The organism is Planctomycetota bacterium (assembly GCA_035574235.1).
In the GTDB taxonomy this organism is placed as follows: Bacteria; Planctomycetota; MHYJ01; order MHYJ01; family JACPRB01; genus DATLZA01.
The window spans coordinates 1-16,376 of sequence record DATLZA010000068.1 but is presented as its reverse complement, the minus strand read 5'-3'; the positions used below and the strand labels follow the sequence as shown (position 1 = coordinate 16,376).

17 protein-coding genes are annotated in these 16,376 nt (G+C 70.7%); 12 read left to right on the top strand and 5 right to left on the bottom strand.

All coding sequences use genetic code 11. From position 1 onward, the window contains the following. Position 1: 1 nt before the first annotated feature. From VNO22_05585 to VNO22_05570, 4 genes are read left to right on the top strand one after another with little or no spacing between them, the layout of a single operon-like run. The gene (locus VNO22_05585; protein HXG60821.1) at positions 2–115 is read left to right on the top strand and encodes an NADH-quinone oxidoreductase subunit K; all 114 of its coding nucleotides are present in this window, start codon (positions 2–4) and stop codon (positions 113–115) included. Beyond that, positions 112–1,950 (top strand): NADH-quinone oxidoreductase subunit L, encoded by a 1,839-nt coding sequence (nuoL, locus tag VNO22_05580; GenBank protein ID HXG60820.1) that lies wholly within the window; start codon positions 112–114, stop codon positions 1,948–1,950. The genes VNO22_05585 and nuoL overlap by 4 nt, the downstream gene beginning before the upstream one ends. Further along, positions 1,947–3,437, top strand: a complete 1,491-nt coding sequence (locus VNO22_05575) for an NADH-quinone oxidoreductase subunit M (GenBank protein ID HXG60819.1) — start codon at positions 1,947–1,949, stop codon at positions 3,435–3,437. The genes nuoL and VNO22_05575 overlap by 4 nt, the downstream gene beginning before the upstream one ends. Continuing rightward, the gene (locus VNO22_05570) at positions 3,409–4,914 is read left to right on the top strand and encodes an NADH-quinone oxidoreductase subunit N (GenBank protein ID HXG60818.1); all 1,506 of its coding nucleotides are present in this window, start codon (positions 3,409–3,411) and stop codon (positions 4,912–4,914) included. Before VNO22_05575 ends, VNO22_05570 begins: the two co-directional genes overlap by 29 nt. Before the next feature lie 13 nt (positions 4,915–4,927). On the opposite strand, the gene VNO22_05565 is transcribed toward VNO22_05570, so the two are convergent. Continuing rightward, complete coding sequence (locus tag VNO22_05565) at positions 4,928–6,157, bottom strand: hypothetical protein (protein HXG60817.1); 1,230 nt, start codon at positions 6,155–6,157, stop codon at positions 4,928–4,930. Continuing rightward, entirely contained in the window at positions 6,154–7,386 is a 1,233-nt protein-coding gene (locus VNO22_05560) for a hypothetical protein (GenBank protein ID HXG60816.1), read from the bottom strand. Before VNO22_05560 ends, VNO22_05565 begins: the two co-directional genes overlap by 4 nt. 145 nt (positions 7,387–7,531) lie before the next feature. On the opposite strand from VNO22_05560, the gene VNO22_05555 reads away from it, so the two are divergent. Beyond that, a complete protein-coding gene (locus VNO22_05555) occupies positions 7,532–8,854 on the top strand; it encodes a serine/threonine-protein kinase (GenBank protein ID HXG60815.1) in 1,323 nt (440 codons plus the stop codon). Here VNO22_05555 and VNO22_05550 read toward each other — a convergent pair. Then, on the bottom strand, positions 8,823–9,485 hold the full coding sequence (locus tag VNO22_05550) for a lysophospholipid acyltransferase family protein (protein ID HXG60814.1): 663 nt from the start codon (positions 9,483–9,485) through the stop codon (positions 8,823–8,825). The genes VNO22_05555 and VNO22_05550 overlap by 32 nt on opposite strands. A gap of 85 nt (positions 9,486–9,570) precedes the next feature. Between VNO22_05550 and VNO22_05545 the strand changes: the two genes are divergently transcribed. The 6 genes from VNO22_05545 (at position 9,571) to xerC (ending at position 14,977) form a co-directional block, all read left to right on the top strand. Next, entirely contained in the window at positions 9,571–10,275 is a 705-nt protein-coding gene (locus VNO22_05545; GenBank protein ID HXG60813.1) for a hypothetical protein, read from the top strand. Positions 10,276–10,296: 21 nt separating this feature from the next. Then, entirely contained in the window at positions 10,297–11,388 is a 1,092-nt protein-coding gene (locus tag VNO22_05540) for a VWA domain-containing protein (GenBank protein ID HXG60812.1), read from the top strand. After that, the gene (trxB, locus tag VNO22_05535; protein HXG60811.1) at positions 11,378–12,337 is read left to right on the top strand and encodes a thioredoxin-disulfide reductase; all 960 of its coding nucleotides are present in this window, start codon (positions 11,378–11,380) and stop codon (positions 12,335–12,337) included. Before VNO22_05540 ends, trxB begins: the two co-directional genes overlap by 11 nt. 92 nt (positions 12,338–12,429) lie before the next feature. Beyond that, entirely contained in the window at positions 12,430–13,431 is a 1,002-nt protein-coding gene (locus VNO22_05530) for a hypothetical protein (protein ID HXG60810.1), read from the top strand. After that, positions 13,428–14,087 carry a hypothetical protein gene (locus VNO22_05525; GenBank protein HXG60809.1) on the top strand — a complete coding sequence of 220 codons (660 nt, stop codon included), beginning with the start codon at positions 13,428–13,430 and terminating at the stop codon, positions 14,085–14,087. The genes VNO22_05530 and VNO22_05525 overlap by 4 nt, the downstream gene beginning before the upstream one ends. Next, complete coding sequence (gene xerC, locus VNO22_05520) at positions 14,081–14,977, top strand: tyrosine recombinase XerC (protein HXG60808.1); 897 nt, start codon at positions 14,081–14,083, stop codon at positions 14,975–14,977. The genes VNO22_05525 and xerC overlap by 7 nt, the downstream gene beginning before the upstream one ends. A 10-nt stretch (positions 14,978–14,987) precedes the next feature. Here the strand turns inward: xerC and VNO22_05515 are convergent, their stop codons facing one another. After that, on the bottom strand, positions 14,988–15,200 hold the full coding sequence (locus tag VNO22_05515) for a hypothetical protein (GenBank protein ID HXG60807.1): 213 nt from the start codon (positions 15,198–15,200) through the stop codon (positions 14,988–14,990). Between the two features lie 170 nt (positions 15,201–15,370). On the opposite strand from VNO22_05515, the gene VNO22_05510 reads away from it, so the two are divergent. Next, the gene (locus VNO22_05510) at positions 15,371–15,997 is read left to right on the top strand and encodes a pyrrolidone-carboxylate peptidase (GenBank protein HXG60806.1); all 627 of its coding nucleotides are present in this window, start codon (positions 15,371–15,373) and stop codon (positions 15,995–15,997) included. Here VNO22_05510 and VNO22_05505 read toward each other — a convergent pair. Next, a partial coding sequence (locus VNO22_05505; protein HXG60805.1) for a DinB family protein occupies positions 15,897–16,376 on the bottom strand: 480 nt, incomplete at its 5' end. The genes VNO22_05510 and VNO22_05505 overlap by 101 nt on opposite strands.

Genomic DNA, 16,376 nt, shown 5'->3' with positions numbered 1-16,376 from the left:
CATGGTGATGGGCGTGGCGGCCGCCGAGGTCGCCGTGGGGCTGGCGATCCTGATCGCCGTCTTCCGGGGGCGAAAGACCGTGGACGCGGGTGATCTGAGGAGCCTCCAGGGATGAGCGGATGGCTCTGGCTGATCCCCGCGCTTCCCCTGGCGGGGTTCCTGATCAACGGGCTCCTGAAGCTCCCGCGCGCCGGGGCGGCGCTCGTGGGCTGCGCCGGGCCGGCCGGCGCCCTGGTTCTTTCCGTCATGGCCGCCCTGTGCGGTCCTGCGGAAGAACGTCTCTTTGAATGGATCGGCGCGGGAACGCTTTCGATCCCCTTCGGCCTGCGCGTGGACGCGCTGTCGGCGGTCATGATCCTCGTCGTGACCGGCGTCGGGACGCTCATTCACCTCTACTCCGTCGAATACATGCGCGAGGACGAGGGGTTCTCCCGCTACTTCGCGTACCTCAACCTTTTCATGTTCTCCATGCTCGTCCTGGTCCTGGCGGACTCGGCGGTCCTGATGTTCCTGGGCTGGGAGGGCGTGGGGCTCTGCTCGTATCTTCTGATCGGCTTCTGGTACCGCGATCTCGGCAACGCGGACGCGGGCAAGAAGGCGTTCATCACGAACCGGGTGGGGGACGTGGGATTCCTCCTGGGACTGTTCTGCCTGTGGCAAATCTACGGAACGCTGGAGTTCGCCGGCATGGCGTCGCGTCCGGCCCCCGAGGGCGCCTGGGCCGTCGCCGCGGGATATCTCCTCTTCCTGGGGGCCACGGGCAAGAGCGCGCAGATTCCGCTTTACGTCTGGCTGCCGGACGCGATGGCCGGCCCCACGCCGGTGAGCGCCCTCATCCACGCGGCCACCATGGTCACCGCCGGCGTCTACATGATGGGACGGATGCACTTCCTGTACGCCGCCGTGCCGGGCGTCCTCGAGACGGTCGCGGCGGTCGCGGCCGCCACCGCCCTCCTGGCCGCGGTCATCGCCACGGTTCAGAACGACATCAAGAAGGTCCTGGCCTACTCGACGATCAGCCAGCTCGGGTTCATGTTCGCCGGGGCGGCCGCCGCGCACTTCACGGCGGGGCTCTTCCACGTGGTCACGCACGCCTTCTTCAAGGCGCTCCTCTTCCTCGGCGCCGGCGCCGTGATCCACGCGCTTCACGGCGAACAGGACATCCGCCGGATGGGAGGCCTCGCCCGGACGCTCAAACTCACGTTCGTGTGCTTCCTGATCGGCGGCCTGGCGCTGGCGGGAATGCCGGGCACGGCGGGATTCTTCAGCAAGGACCTCGTGCTCGAGGCCGTGATGGCGCGCGGGTGGTCGGGAGTGGCGCTGGTGCTGGCGGCGACGGCGGCGCTGACGGCGTTCTACACGGCGCGCCTCGTGATTGCGGTGTTCCTCGCCCGGCCCGCGCAGGAGCATTCGGATCTCCATGCGCCGGGCCCGTGGATGACCGCGCCGCTGGCGCTTCTGGCGGCGGCGTCTCTGGCCGGCGGGGCGATCCTCAAGGAGCCGCTGGCGGAGTTTCTGGCCGGCGTGTGGGGGCGCCCCGCCGAGGTCCCCGGCCTGCACGCCCGGGCGATGACGTGGTCCATCGTCGCGTTCGGACTGGGGACCCTGGGAGCGGCGCTGGCGTTCGGTCCGCTGCGGGAGCGGGCCCGCGCGTGGGCGGAAGGCCCGCTCGCGGGGCTTCGGAAGCTCGCCGAGCGCAAGTTCTATGTGGATGAACTCTACGAGTTCCTCGTCGTGGCCCCCGTGCGGACGGGGGCCGTGGTCGCGTGGTATCTCGTGGACCGCCTGCTTATCGACGGCCTGCTCGTGCATGGGACGGGGCGTCTGGTGGCGGCGGTCGGGACGGTCCTGCGGCGTTCGCACGGCGGGTCCATCAACGGCGCGCTGGCCGTTTTCGTTCTCGGAGCGGCGGCGATCCTGGGTTACCTCATCTGGCGCTTCGGCCCATGAAGATTCCGATCCTGAGCCTGATGACGTTCGCGCCCGCTCTGGCCGGCGTGGCGCTGTCCGCCGTGCGCCCCGAGCGGACGGGCGTCCTGCGGCTGACGACGCTCGGGGTGACGCTCGTCGTGCTGCTCCTGGCCGGAGCGGCCTACGTGGGGCACGACGGGCCGCTCGTCGCGTATGAGGACGCCGCCTGGATGCCGCGCCTCGGGATCCGGTACACGATGGGACTGGACGGGATCTCGGCGGCGATGGTGCTTCTGACGGCGCTTCTGATGCCCCTGGCGGTCGCCGCGTCCTGGCACCAGCCCAAGGGTTTTCTCCTCGCGCTTCTTTTCCTCGAGACGGGCATGATCGGGGCGTTCTGCGCCCTGGATCTTTTCCTTTTCTACGTGTTCTGGGAGGCGATGCTCCTCCCGATGTATCTCCTGATCGGGATCTGGGGCGGCCCGCGGCGCGTGACGGCGGCCGTGAAGTTCATCGTGTACACGATCGCCGGAAGCGTCCTCATGCTGGCGGGCATCCTCTACTGCGCCTGGAGCGCGGGGACGTTCTCCGTGCTGGATCTGCAGCGGATGCTGCCGGCCGACCCGCGGATGACGCTGGCGACGCAGCAGGCGCTCTTCCTGGCCTTCGCGCTGGCCTTCGCGATTAAGGTGCCGGTCGTGCCGTTCCATACCTGGCTTCCCGACGCGCACGTGGAGGCTCCCACGGCGGGGAGCGTCATCCTGGCCGGGGTGCTCCTCAAAATGGGCGCGTACGGATTCCTCCGGTTCGCGATCCCGTTTTTTCCGGATGCGGCGCGCTCCTTCGCGCCGGCCCTGGCGGCGCTGGGAGCCCTGGGCGTGGTCTACGGGGCGGCAATGGCCATGGCCCAGACGGACCTCAAGAAGCTTGTGGCGTATTCGAGCGTCTCGCACCTGGGCTTCGTGATGCTCGGCATCTTCTCGGGCACGATCGAAGGCGCTCAGGGCGGCGTCCTCCAGATGGTCAACCACGGCCTTTCCACGGGAGCGCTCTTCCTGCTGGTGGGCGTGCTGTACGAGCGCACGCACCGGCGCGGCGTGGACGATTTCGGGGGAATGGCGCGCGTGATGCCCGCCTACGCCGCGATCTTTCTGATCGTGACGCTCTCCTCGATCGGGCTTCCGGGCTTGAACGGCTTTGTCGGGGAGTTCCTGGTGCTTTTCGGCTCCTTCCCGATGCGGCGGGCGGCCACGGTGGCGGCTTCCTTGGGCGTGGTGCTCGGGGCCGTCTACATGCTGCGGATGTACCGCGACGTCTTCTGGGGCCCCGTGACGCGGCCGGAGCGCGAAAAGGTCCCCGACGTGGGGAAGGGAGAGCTGGCGTATCTGATCCCGGTGACGGCCCTCATTGTCCTTCTCGGGATCCTGCCGGGGCTCGTTCTGTCCCGCACGGAGCGCGCGGTCCGGGACGTGGTCCTCAAGATGGAAACCAAGACCCATGCCGACGCTGAACGTCTCGACCGGTGACCTCGCGGCGGTTTTTCCGGCCCTGGCGCTCGTCGTCGCCGGCCTGGCGGCGGCGGGGGCGGGAGCGATGCTGCGGCCGGAGCGCCGCGCGGCGGGAGCCGAGCTGTGCGCCTATCTGGGGCTGGCGGCGGCGCTCGGAGCGGTGATCCTGCGCCTTTTCCGGGGAGGGGGCTGGGGGCCGCTCGGCGGGTTCGGGGGCGCGGTGGTGCTCGATGACCTGGCGCTTCTTCTGTCGCTGGCCGTCCTGACGGCGGCGGGGCTGACGGTCGTCCTGGCGTCCGACTTCCTGAGGACCCGGCCCGTTCCGGCGGGGGAGACGTACGCGCTTCTGCTTCTGGGGACCGCGGGGATGGTTCTCCTGCTTCAGAGCGCGGAGCTCATCACGTTTTTCGTGTCGCTCGAGGTGCTGTCGCTGGCGGTGTACGCCCTGTCGGGTCTGCTCCGCAAGGATCCGCGGTCGAACGAGGCGGCGATCAAGTATTTCGTGATCGGCGCGGTGGCGACGGGCTTTCTCATCTACGGCGCGGCGCTTCTCTACGGAGCGACCGGCACGCTCTCGCTGGACGGAATGGGCGACGCGCTGCGGAAAAGCGCAGGAACGGCGCCGCTGGCGACGGCGGGGCTGGCCCTTCTGGCCGTGGGGCTGTGCTTCAAGGTGGGGGCGGCGCCCTTTCACATGTGGGTGCCGGACGTCTACGAAGGGGCCCCCACGCCCGTGACGGCCTTCATGTCCGTGGCCGTGAAGGCGTCCGCCTTCGGAGCGTTCCTGCGGGTGCTTCTGACGGCGGGGGCGCCGGAGCGGACGGCCTGGGGCGAGATCCTCGTGGGGCTGGCGCTTCTTACGATGGTCGTGGGAAACTTCCTGGCGGTCGCGCAGCGCAGCGTCAAGCGCATGCTCGCCTACTCATCGGTCGCCCACACGGGATATGTCCTAGTGGCGGCGGCGGCGCTGCGGACCCCGGGCCCCTGGGCGCGGGACGCGGCCGCGTCGGCGGTCTTCTATCTCTTCACGTACACGTTCATGACGCTCGGGGCGTTCGCGTTCCTGGCCTATGCGGGACGGCGCGGGCGGGACGCGGAGGATCTGGACGATTACGCGGGGCTGGCGCGCCGGCGGCCCTGGGCGGCTCTGGGGATGACGATCTTCATGGCCTCGCTGGCGGGGCTTCCGCCCACGGCCGGGTTTCTGGCGAAGTTTCTCGTCTTCCGCGCGGCGGTGGCCGCGGGGGAGATCCCCCTCGTCCTCGTGGGAGTCCTGACCTCGGCCGTTTCCGTGTACTACTACCTGCGCGTCGTCGTCCGGATGTACATGGAGCCCGGGGAGGAGGCCGCCGACGGTCGCGTCGGTCCCGAGCGTCCGGCGCCCGGCGCGGCCTGGGTGGTGGCGGCCGCCGCGTTCTTCACGGTGGCGCTGGGAATCCTGCCGCGCCTCTACGTGGACCTGGCCTACCGCTCCGTGCAGGCGCTTGCGCGGTGAACGGCCGCGGGCGTCATTCCAACGGCACGTCGCGGAACTCGAACGTCACCCGCCGCTCGAAGACCTCCTCGACGAGCCGGACGCGGAGGCGGACGGCCGCGCGCCCCTCGGGCAGCACGGCGCGGGCGGTTTCGTGGAGCGTGACGCGGGCGCCCGAGTAGGAGACGCTGCGGGTCACGGCGGCGGCGGGGTGGGCTTCGCCGCGGTCGTCGATCACGGCGAGCCCGCCCGCTCCGAGACGCTCCGCGGGCGTTCCCCGGGCGTCCCAGGGACCGGTCACGGACACCTCGAAGGAGCACTCCGGGCGGCCGGCGTTCCAGCGCCTCAGCGAGACGGCAGTGTCGCCGAGCTCGGCCGCCGCGGGGCGGGCGGACGGATCGATCACGGCTTCCCGGAAGGCCCGGGGGAAGCCGAAGAGGGCGTGGCCCCGGACCAGGCTCAGGCGGCGCAGGGCTTCGATGCCGCCGGGGATCGGATAGCGGAACATCTCCCGGCGGACGCGTCCCTGGGGGGGCGTGGCGGAAGGATAGCCCGCGGGACGTTCGAGCGGAAGGAGCGGCGCGCCGCGGTCGTCGAGGATTTCGGTCAGGCGGACCTCGAGGCGCGCGGGGGAGAGGCCGCGCTCCCAGGCCGCCAGGAGCGAAAGCGCCATGGCATCGCGCGGGACGCCCGAGAACTCGTACTCGCGCGAGAGCGTGACGTTCTCGAGGCGCACGAGGAACGGTCCCTCCGTCACGAACGGGCACGGCGCGCGCCGTTCGCGCCGCAGGACGATTTCGTCGTTCTCAAATCCGTAGTCGAGCGCCGGAGCCGCGCGACAAAGGGTCTCCAGGGCCTGCCAGAAGGGAGCGTCCCGGACGTCGAAGGCCGGCAGGGGATCGCCGAAGTCGGCCGGCGAGAAGGCGAGCCGTTCGCCGGTCCGGGCGGCCAGCCCGGCCAGCGCGTCGGAAACCCGCGCGGTGCGGAGAGAAAGCGTGACCGTTGGGCCGGGACGGTAGAAGCGGCGCAGCGTCTCGTGAAGCGCGATGTCGCGCAGGATGGATTCGGCGCGGCCCCGGAGCTCGGGGTCGCTCGACGCCAGGAGCGCGCGCAGGTGGGGCTCCGCCGCGCGACCCAGTTCGAGGAGCTCCCGGGAAGCGCGTTCGCGCGATTCCACGGAATCGTCTCCCAGGCGCTCGAGAAGCTCCCGGACCCGTCCGTCCTGGAGAAAGAATGCCGCGCAGACGAGAGCGACGGCCGTCATTGGACCTCCACGTCGGCGAAGCGGAAGGGGACGTCGAGGGGGACGCGGCCCCGCGGGACGGTGACGGCGATTTCCTTAAGGTCCGCGGCCTGGGTCAGGCCGTAGCATCGGGCGGTGAAGAGGAGCGCGTTGCGTTCGAGGCGGGAGCCTTGGAGGTAAGCGGGGAGGCGCCGGCCGGAGGCGTCGCGGAAGCTCAGCGATCGCGGGCTCAGGCGGTAGGCGGCCGCGGTCTTCTCGTCGGGGAAGAGCAGGGCGAGGTCGGCGGTCACCTGCGATCCTCCGCGGGCGGCGCAGGAGCGAAGCTCGACCGTGACGTCCTCGAGCGCGCGGGCGGCCGGGGCGGCTTCGAGCGGGCCGGGGAACGAGGCGGTCAGAAGGCGGGAGGGGAACTCCAGCCGCAGAAATCCCTCGAGGACCGCGAAGCGCGGGCGGGGCCCCTCGGGAAGGCGGATCCCGCCGGCGTCCACGAACTCGAAGAGCAGGGGGCCGCCGCCGGTGGGGGCGGAAGAAGAGGGCGCGGCGCCGTCCGCCGGCAGGAGGGCGGAGCGGCCCTGCCCGTCGGCGGCGCGGGCGAAGCGAACGCCGTCGGGGGAGAGCCCCAGGGGCGCCAGCGACGGCTCCCAGACGCAATGGATCCTCGCCGTGAACTGCGTTTCCGTGCGGCTGAAGAGGACGCGGCGGCGCAGGAGGAAGCGATCGAGGGTGATCATGAAGGGGCCGTAGAACGATTTCGGCTTGTCCGGGAGGATGCCCGGGTTGAGGTAAAGCTGGTCCACCGCCGAGGGGTAGTAGAGGACCTGTGCCTGGCGGCAGAGAATGTCGAGCGTTTCCCAGAAGGAGGCGTCCTTGACGGAGAGGGCGACTTTGCGCGAAAGGTCCACGGTTTGCTTCTGGAAGGTGATGCCGGCCGCCTCCTCGAGACGGCCCAGGTAATGGCCGAGCGTCTCTTCCCGCCCGTCGAACGTGAAGCGCCGGGGCGGGCGGTACGCGTCCCCGAGGCCCTGGAGGGCGGCCGCTTCCTCCCGCAGATCCTGCAGGAGGGAGGCATCGACGCCCTGCCGCTCCAGGAGGGCGAGCGCGGGCTCGCCGGCGTGGACGAGCAGGTCCCGCGCCCGAAGGGCGTGGCGTTCATCGGTCAGAAGAGGCGCGTATTCCCGGACGACCCGGGCGGGTTCCGGGGCCGGGGGCGTCTGGAGCGCCGCCGCCAGGATGCCGATCAAGAGTCGCATCAGCTTTCTCTTTGGATTATACGGCGTGAAGTCGAAGCTTCGTGATGCATCCTTGGCAATGCGGACTCCGTCCCTGGACGCCGGCGAACCCTGAAACCCCTGGCGGCGCACCTCCTGTATTGGGGGCGGAGGAAACCGTGTCTCCATGAGGGTGGACGCGCAAGACCCCCGGATCGGACAGACGCTGGGCTCATGTCACCTCCTGCGGCGGCTGGGTGCGGGGGGCATGGGAACTGTCTATCTCGCCCGGCACGAGGGGCTCCGCAAGTTCGTGGCCGTCAAGATCCTCTCCGAACATCTGGCCGGCGACCGCGCGTTCGTGGCGCGCTTCCTGCGGGAAGCGCGCCTGGCGGCCCGGCTGGAACATCCCAACGCCGTCGCCGTGTACGACGTGGGAAAGGCCGAGGGGCTCTATTACATCACGATGCAGTACGTCGAGGGCCGCAGCCTCGAGGCGGTCCTCAAGGAGCGCGGCCGACTTTCCGTCCCCGAGGCGCTCGACGTCGCCCGCGGCGTTCTCCGCGCGCTCGACGCGGCTCACCGCCTGGGAATCGTTCACCGCGACATCAAGCCCGGCAACATCCTCCTCGGCAACGACGGGTCCGTGAAGGTCGCGGATTTCGGACTCGCCCGGGAGTGCGGCGGACGCGACTCCGTATCGAAATCGGGGGAGGTCATCGGCACGCCCTACTACATGTCTCCGGAGCAGGCTCAAGGGGAACCTCTGGACGCCCGCAGCGATCTCTACTCGCTGGGCGCGACCCTCTATCACATGGTGACCGGGCGACGGATGTTCGAGGGAACCACCCCCATCTCGATCGTGCTCAAGCACGTCTACGAGGAACCCGCGCCGCCCGACCGGCTGGACCCCGAGCTTCCCCGGGCGGTGTGCAACCTCATCGAGCGCGCGCTGCGCAAGAATCCCGAGGACCGTCCCGCCTCCGCCGAGGAGTTCCTGCGGCTTCTGGAGGAGGCCGCCGCGAGCCGGGGCGCGTGGGGCGGGATTCCCCGCCGCGCGGCCGCCGCGGCGCTCCTGGGCGTGGGCGTTGCGATCGGCGCCGTTCTGGCCGCGCCGGCCCTCCGGCCCGACGCGCCGCCCCTCGTGGGTCCGGCGGCCGCGTCTTCGGTCCAGGCGCCTCCCGCTCCGGATCCCGCCGCCGGGCTTCGCGCCCGTGCGGAGGAGCTTCTGAGGGCGCTGGCGCGCGGGGATGCACGCGCGGCGGCCGGCCTGCTCGACCGGCTCGCCTTCGGGGATCCGCCCGATCCGGCGGCCGCCGGGCTGCCCGCGCGGATCGATCTCGTCGGGGGATGGACACTCCTCGACGTCCGGGTCGAGCCCCGTCCCGGCGGGCGGGCCGCGGGCGCGTGCCGGGTCCGAACGCGCTCGGGCGAACGGATCCTGTTCTGGACGGAGCGCCGCGACGGTCTCTGGTACCTTACCCGCGTTCCAGCGCGCGGCGGCAGCTAGCTTCCAGCTCCGCCATCCGGCGATCGACGAGCTCACGCACGCGCTCGCACTCGTCGGAGGACGCTCCGCGCGGCACCAGGATCGGCTCCCCGAACGCCAGGACAATCCGCGCCCCCGGCAGCGGGATCTCCGTGCGGTCCCAGTTGCGAAGGCGCACGCAGGGCGAGGCGGCGCATACGGCCGTCAGGATCGGCACGCCCGTGTCCCGGGCGGCGATCACGCAGCCCATCTTGGCTCTTCGCGCCGGCCCGCGGGGACCGTCGGCCACGATCGCCGACCCGCGACCTTCGAGCAGGCGTGCCTTGAGCTCCGCCAGCGCTTCCCGCCCGCCGGCGCTCGAGGATCCCCGCACGGTGGCGTATCCCAGGCGGTGCAGCGCCCGCGCCACGAGCTCGCCGTCCCGGCTGCGGCTCACCATGACCACAAGGCCCCGGCGGCGGAAGTAGTCCAGAACGAAGAGGAAATCCTTGTGCCAGACCACCCCCACGAACGGACGTCCCGCCTCCACGTACTCCTCCCGCACGCGGCGGTTGAGGACGCGCACGGAACAGGTGGCCAGGAGGCCGCGGAGCGCCGCCGGAAGGAGCGCGGGGACCGCGCTCAGAAGAAACTCGGAACCCGGGGAGGCCACGGCGCCTCCGAAGATACCGCCCGGAGCGCTTTTTTGCACCCTTATCTTGATTTCGCCCCCGGCGCCCTTATAATCGATTTCGAGCATGGCGGCCGGCGAGGCGGAACGCATCGGAGAGATCCTCATCCTGGAAGGGGTCATCACGCAGGACGAGCTCCAGCGCGCCCTCCTTGAAAGCGGCGTCCAGGGCACGGCGCTCGCCGCGGCGCTCGAGGCCAGCCCCCACGTCCGGCGCAATGAGCTGGCCACGTTTCTCGCCAGCGCCTACCGCATCCCCGTCCTCGAAGATCTGCGCCGCGTGGAGTTCGCCCCCGACGCGGCGCGCCTGGTTCCGGAGGAGCTGGCCCGCAAGCACGAGCTCGTGCCCATCGCCCGGATCGCCAACATCCTCTGCATCGCCAAGGCCAGTTACTTCAACCGCGCCGCGCTGGCGGATCTTCACAACGTTGTAGACGGAAAGATCAAGGTTCTCCAGGCCGACGAGGTCCAGGTTCGCGCGGCGCTGGATCGCGTCTATCGCGGGCGGCGCGCGGAGCTTCCGCCTCCGGGCGGCGCCGCCGCCGCGCGCCCTCCGGCGGCCCGCCCGGTCGAAGCCGTGCCCCTGATCTCGATGCCGGAGGGGCATGCGCCCGCGGCCGAGGCCGAGGAAGTCATCGAGATCCTCGACGCCGTCCGCGTGTCCGCTCAGGAATTCGCCGCGGCCGAGCGCGACCCGCGCGTCCGACTGGTCGCGGAGTTCGACGACGTGTTCAAGGCCGGCCGGCCCGCGACGCCCCTGCGTTGGGCGTAGCGGGGGCCCCGGGGGCCTCTCATGGCCGCCTTCCGCTACGAGAAGTGGGACGAGGAGTTCCTTCGCCGCCTGAAGGAATGGGCGTCCCTTCACGCGCTCTTTCGCCACCTGCTTCTTCAGACCAACGGAGACGTCGAACAGGCCCTTCGGGCGATGCGCCGTCTTCAGGACATGGGATACCTGGACGCCTCGGTGGATCTCGACGCCTTCCGCGCCTCCCTGGAACGGGACCGCATCATCGACGCCTCGCGGGGGTTTCCCGTCCTCACCCCCAAGGGGGAGGGAATGATCCGGCGCGAAGCGCTCAACGAGGTCTTTCGGAGCCTCCGGCGCGGCGGCTTCGGGGAGCACCGCACCCCGCACGCCGGGGAAGGGGGGGAGCGCCTCCCCGAAACGCGCCCCTACCGCTTCGGCGAGGACCTGCGGCTCCTGGACCTGGGTCGTACCTTCCGCAATACGCTCCTGCGCACGGGGCCGGACCTGCGGCTGGGCGAGCAGGACTTCGAAGTCTACGAAACCGAGCATCTGACGAGCTGCGCCACCGTCCTGCTCGTGGACATTTCCCATTCGATGGTGCTCTACGGCGAGGACCGGATCACCCCCGCCAAGAAGGTGGCGCTGGCCCTCGCGGAGCTCATCCGCACGCGCTATCCCAAGGATTCGCTCGACGTCGTCCTCTTCGGCGATGACGCGACGCCCGTGCCGGTCGAGCGACTGCCCTATGTGGGGGCGGGGCCGTACCACACCAACACGCGGGCGGCCCTTCAGCGGGCCCGGAGCATCCTGGCGGGGCGCCGGAATCCGAACCGTCAGATCTTCATGGTCACGGACGGAAAACCCTCGGCGATCTGGGAGGAAGGGCGCCTGTACAAGAATCCCTTCGGGCTGGATCCCAAGATCGTGGCCCGCACGCTCGAGGAGGCGGCCGCGTGCCGCCGCCACGGGATCGTCATCACGACCTTTATGTTGACAGACGAGCCCGCGCTCGTAGACTTTGTCAACAAGCTGACTCGCGTGAATCGCGGGCGGGCCTACTTCTCGACGCCCGACCGTCTGGGCGACAGCGTCTTCGTGGACTATCTCCGAAACAGGAAAAAGAAACTTGGACATTGAGAACGTCATCATCGTCGGGAGCGGGCCGGCGGGCTACACGGCGGCGCTCTACACGTCCCGCGCGAACCTGAAACCCCTCCTCATCGAGGGCGAGGCCGACCAGTCGAAGCGCACGGACCTGCCCGGCGGCCAGCTCATGATCACAACGGAGGTCGAGAATTACCCGGGATTCCCCGACGGCGTGCAGGGGCCGGAGCTGATGACTCTGTTCCGCCGGCAGGCGGAGCGCTTCGGGACGCGGATCGTGGGCGGATGGGTGGAGCGCGTCGATTTCCGGGAGCGTCCCTTCCGGTTGTGGGCCGGTGACCAGGAGTACCGGGCCCGCGCGGTCATCCTGGCCACGGGGGCCGGCGCGAAATGGCTGGGCCTGCCCTCGGAGAAAGCGCTCCTCAACCGGGGGGTGTCCGCCTGCGCCACCTGCGACGGCGCGCTGCCCATCTTCCGAAACAAGCCCGTGGCCGTCATCGGCGGGGGCGACACGGCGCTCGAGGAAGCCACCTTCCTCACGCGGTTCGCCTCCAAGGTCACCGTCATTCACCGGCGCGATCAGCTGCGCGCGTCCAAGATCATGCAGGAAAAGGCGCGCAAGAACCCGAAGATCGACTTCCTCTGGGACACCGTGGTGACAGAGATCCTGGACGTGAAGGCCGGACGCGTGACCGGACTGCGCCTGGAGAACGTCAAGACGCACAAGGTCTCGACCTTCGAGTGCAGCGGCGTCTTCGTCGCGATCGGCCACCAGCCCAACACCCAGGCCTTCCAGGGGCAGGTGGATCTGGACGACAAGGGGTACGTCAAGGTCAGCCGCGGCACGTATACCAGCGTGGAAGGCGTCTTTGCGGCCGGCGATTGCGTGGACCATGTCTACCGCCAGGCGGTGACCGCCGCCGGCATGGGATGCATGGCCGCGATCGACTGCGAGCGCTGGCTGGAATCCCAGGACGCCTGAGCCGGCCTTTTCGAGATCCGGCTTCCCGCCCGTCCCGACGGCGGCCTTCGCGAGGTGAAGAATGCGGAGGGTCCTGCCGATATCGTAAAGGGATGAAACGCGCGGCCGTCCTCGCGGCGGGTTGCCTGTTCTGGGCCGCCTGCGCGGGGCCCGGGGATGAGGGGAAGGGGACTCCGTCGGAGGGACCCCCGGCTCCGCTTCCGGCCGCGCTGGCGGCCGAGCCGCCTTGGGCCGACCTCGTCCGGCACGCCGCGCCGCCGCCCCCGGCGCGCGTGCTTCACCCCGCGCCCTCCCCGGACGGCCGCCTCGTGGCCTACGCCACCACGGAGTTCGGACCGCGGCTCCAGATCGCCGTGCGCGACGCTTCCGGGACCGCTCCCGCGCGGATCACGCGGGCCGATGCCGACCACCTCTTTCCGCGGATCTCGCCGGACGGGCGCCTTGTGGCCTACGCGGCCAATCCCGACGGAAACTACGACATTTTCATCGCCCGTCTCGACGCCCCGGGAGCGGTGCGGCAGATCACCTTCGAGCCGGGGGACGACGTGGCGCCCGCCTGGTCCCCGGACGGGAAGAGCCTCGTCTACTCCGCGCGGGGGACCTCGGGGAAGTGGGGGCTTGTCGTCGCGGACGTGGCGGGCCGGACGCGAACGTACCTCGGGCCCGGCCTGTATCCGGACTGGTCTCCGGATTCGAAGGATCCCTGGATCTGCTTTCAGTCGGCGCCGTCGGGCCCGGAGGGCTGGAGCGGCCTCTGGCGCATCCGTCCGGACGGGACGCAGCTTCGCGAGGTGATGGCCGGCGGGCCGGACCTCGGTTCGGCCGTACACCCGCGCTTCTCGCCCGACGGTCGCTGGATCGCCTATGCGAGGACGGGGCGGAGCTTCGACGCGGCGGCCGTCCTGGCGCCCGAGGACGCGGACGACCTGTGGGCGGTTCGTTCGGACGGGGCGTTCGAGACGCGGTTGACGGAAGGCGGGCCGAAGAACTCGTGGCCCGCGTGGGCCGCGGGACGGCTTTTCTTCGTTTCGGATCGGGCGGGGGGAAGAGGTCTCTGGAGCTTCCGGGTGAAGCCCCTGGAGGAGGAGCCGTGAGGCGCGCGGTCCTTCTGCTCGCTTTCGCGGGATGCGCCGGTCCGGCGGCGCCCCAGCCCCCGCGGCCGGAAGGGGAGCGGCCGACGGTTGTGGCGGTCCTGGCGGGATCCGATGCGGCGATTCCGGCCGATCCTGCGGAATTCGCGCAGACCTTGGCCTCGGAGCTGGCGCGGGCGGGCGGCCTGCGCGTGCTTCGGCCCCGTCCGGGGGAAGGGACCCTTCCGGTCACCGACGCGGATCTCCTCCGGAAGGCTCGGGCGGCCGGCGCGGACGCCGTGATCGCGGCGGCGCTCGTCGAGTGCGATCCTTACGATCCGCCGCGGCTGGGCGTGCGGGTGCAGCTTTTCCGGACGGCGCCGCGGGAAGTATCCGGCGAGGAAGTGGACCGATTGGTCAGGTCGGCCTCGTGGCGGAAGGGACCGGTGGCGCTTTCCCGGGCCGGAGCGCCGCATGCGGCGGCGGCGTTCGAAGCCCTCTACGACGCGCGCGAGGAAGGGGTGCGGGCGGCGCTTCGGGAGTTCGCCCGGCGGCGCGGAGGTCCGGACAGCGCGTTTCCGGGGGAAGGGGAGTTCCTCGCGGTGCAGTCCCGCTACTTCGAGTTCGTGGCGCACCAGGTGGTCCGCCGCCTGGAGCCGGAGCTGGCGCGGTCGTGGTAAGTCCCGTCCGGGAATTTCTCGACCACCTGGAGCACGAGCGGCGCGCCTCGCCGCACACGCTGAGGGCGTACGAGGGAGACCTGCGGCGCTTCACCGAGTTCCTAGGCGGGGAGGGGGCGCTTCTGGACGGTCGGGTGGATCGCGCGGCGGTTCGCCGATTTCTGGGACACCTGCACGCGCGCGGATACGGCAAGAGCTCGATCGCCCGGACGCTGGCGTGCCTTCGGACGTTCTACGAATACTTCGTCCGGGCGGAGCGGATCGACACGAATCCGGTGCGCCCCGTTCCGACGCCGCGGCAGGATCGGAAGCTTCCCCGTTTTCTTGAAGAAGAGGATGTGCGGCGCCTGCTGGAGGACGGGATGGGGGAGGGGTTCGCCGGTTTGCGGGACCGCGCGCTCCTCGAGGTGCTCTACGGGGGCGGACTGCGGGTGAGCGAAGCGGTCGGGCTGGGGGTGGGGGACCTGGATCTCTCGGAAGGGACGGCGCGGGTGTACGGGAAGGGCGGAAAGGAGCGCCTGGCGCCGCTGGGGACCGCGGCCGCGCGCGCGCTGGCGGCATACCTGCCGGAGCGGGCCGTCCTGCTGGAGGCGCTCGGTCGCTCCGCCGAAGAAGCGCTTTTCGTCAATCGGAACGGAGCGCGCCTGAACGTTCGCACGGTGCGCCGGATTCTGCGGCGCCGCGCGGACGAGACGGGGATCCGGGCGCGGGTGACGCCGCACATGCTGCGCCACAGTTTCGCCACGCATCTCCTCAACCGCGGCGCGGACCTGCGGGCGGTTCAGGAGCTTCTCGGGCACGAGAACCTCGCGACCACGCAGATTTACACCCACGTCACGGTGCGCCGTCTGAAGGACGTCTACGACCGGACGCATCCGCGCGCGCGGTAGGGCGGGGCCTCTAGTTCCCCGCGGTCTGCGCCGATCCGGCCTGCGTCCGCACCTGGAGATTCCCGGAGGCGGCGTCACGCTCCACGCGCACGACGGTCTGCCCTCCGCAGTGGGGACACGTCAGGGCGTGGGTACCCTCCGCCAGGGTGAACTTCAGGAGGGATTTCCCGCACGGCCGGCAGGGAATGGGGACGGACTTGCCCGGTTGCAGTTCAAGCGGCATCGATTTCATCTCTCCCCGGTCGCTCCGCATTACGAGTGGCTCACGGGATTGTACGAACGGGCGGGGCCGAGTCAACGCAATTCGGCGGGCCGTATTTCTCAATTTTGAACTTTTCCGTCGTGCGCGCGGGGCGTGGACGCTCGGGCGCCGGAGGGCTATACTCCCCCCGTGTGAGGACGCTCGTCGTCGGGTTTGAGCCGTGGGACGGGATGCGCCGCAACCCGAGCGGGGAGGTCGCGCGCGCTCTCGGGGGCGTGGTGCTTCCCGTGCGGTACGATCGCGCGGAGCGGGCGTTTCGCGCGGCGCTGCGGGAGCGGCGTCCGGCGGCGCTGTTGCTTCTGGGGCTGGCGCCCGCGCGGCGGACGCTCTCGCTGGAGGCGGTGGCCCTCAACGTGGATCACCACGAGGGCCGGCGCTGGAGGCGGTGGCGCCGTCCGATCCGGCGCGGGGGACCCATGATTCTGGAGGCCCGGGCCCCCCTGGATCGCCTTCACCGCGCGCTGCGGGCCGCGCGCGTGCCCGTGTCCCTTTCGTATCACGCGGGTACGTTCACCTGCAATCACGTATTTTATCGGGCCCTGGATGAGACGCGGGTGCCGTGCGTCTTTCTCCATCTGCCCCCCGCGGGGCGGGTGCCGTTGCGGGCGCAGCTCCGCGCGGTCCGCCTGGTGGCGGCCGAACTCGAGAGGGCGGCCGTTACGGGGCCCCGGCGGGGGGGCTCGGCTCCCACACGCGACCGTCGCGGGCGGCCTCGAGCTGGCCGTAATGGTGGAGGGTATGCGTCGCGGCGCGGGTGACGACGTCCCAGGCGCGATAGGAGGCGTGGCGCGGGTGGGCGCCTTGGCGTCCGAAAAGCGGCTCCGGCACCAGGTCCACGAGCTCGATCATGCTGAGGCGCGCCGCCTCGAACAGCCGGCGCATGAGGCTCACGCTTCGTTGCGGGTACGCCAGGGTGCGGGCCCAGCGGTCCGGGTCGAAGGGCGCCACGGGGCTTCCGGGCTCGGAGAGAATCTGTCGCAGCCGGGCCTGGAAGGCGATTTCCGCGTCCGTGAGGTGGCCGAGCACCTCGCGGGCGGTCCATTTGCCGGGCGCGTAGCGCCGGGCCAGAAGCGCCGGATCCCAGTCGAAGCACGGCAGGACGAGGTCCAGGCTGCGGCGCAGGTCCTGGATGACGTG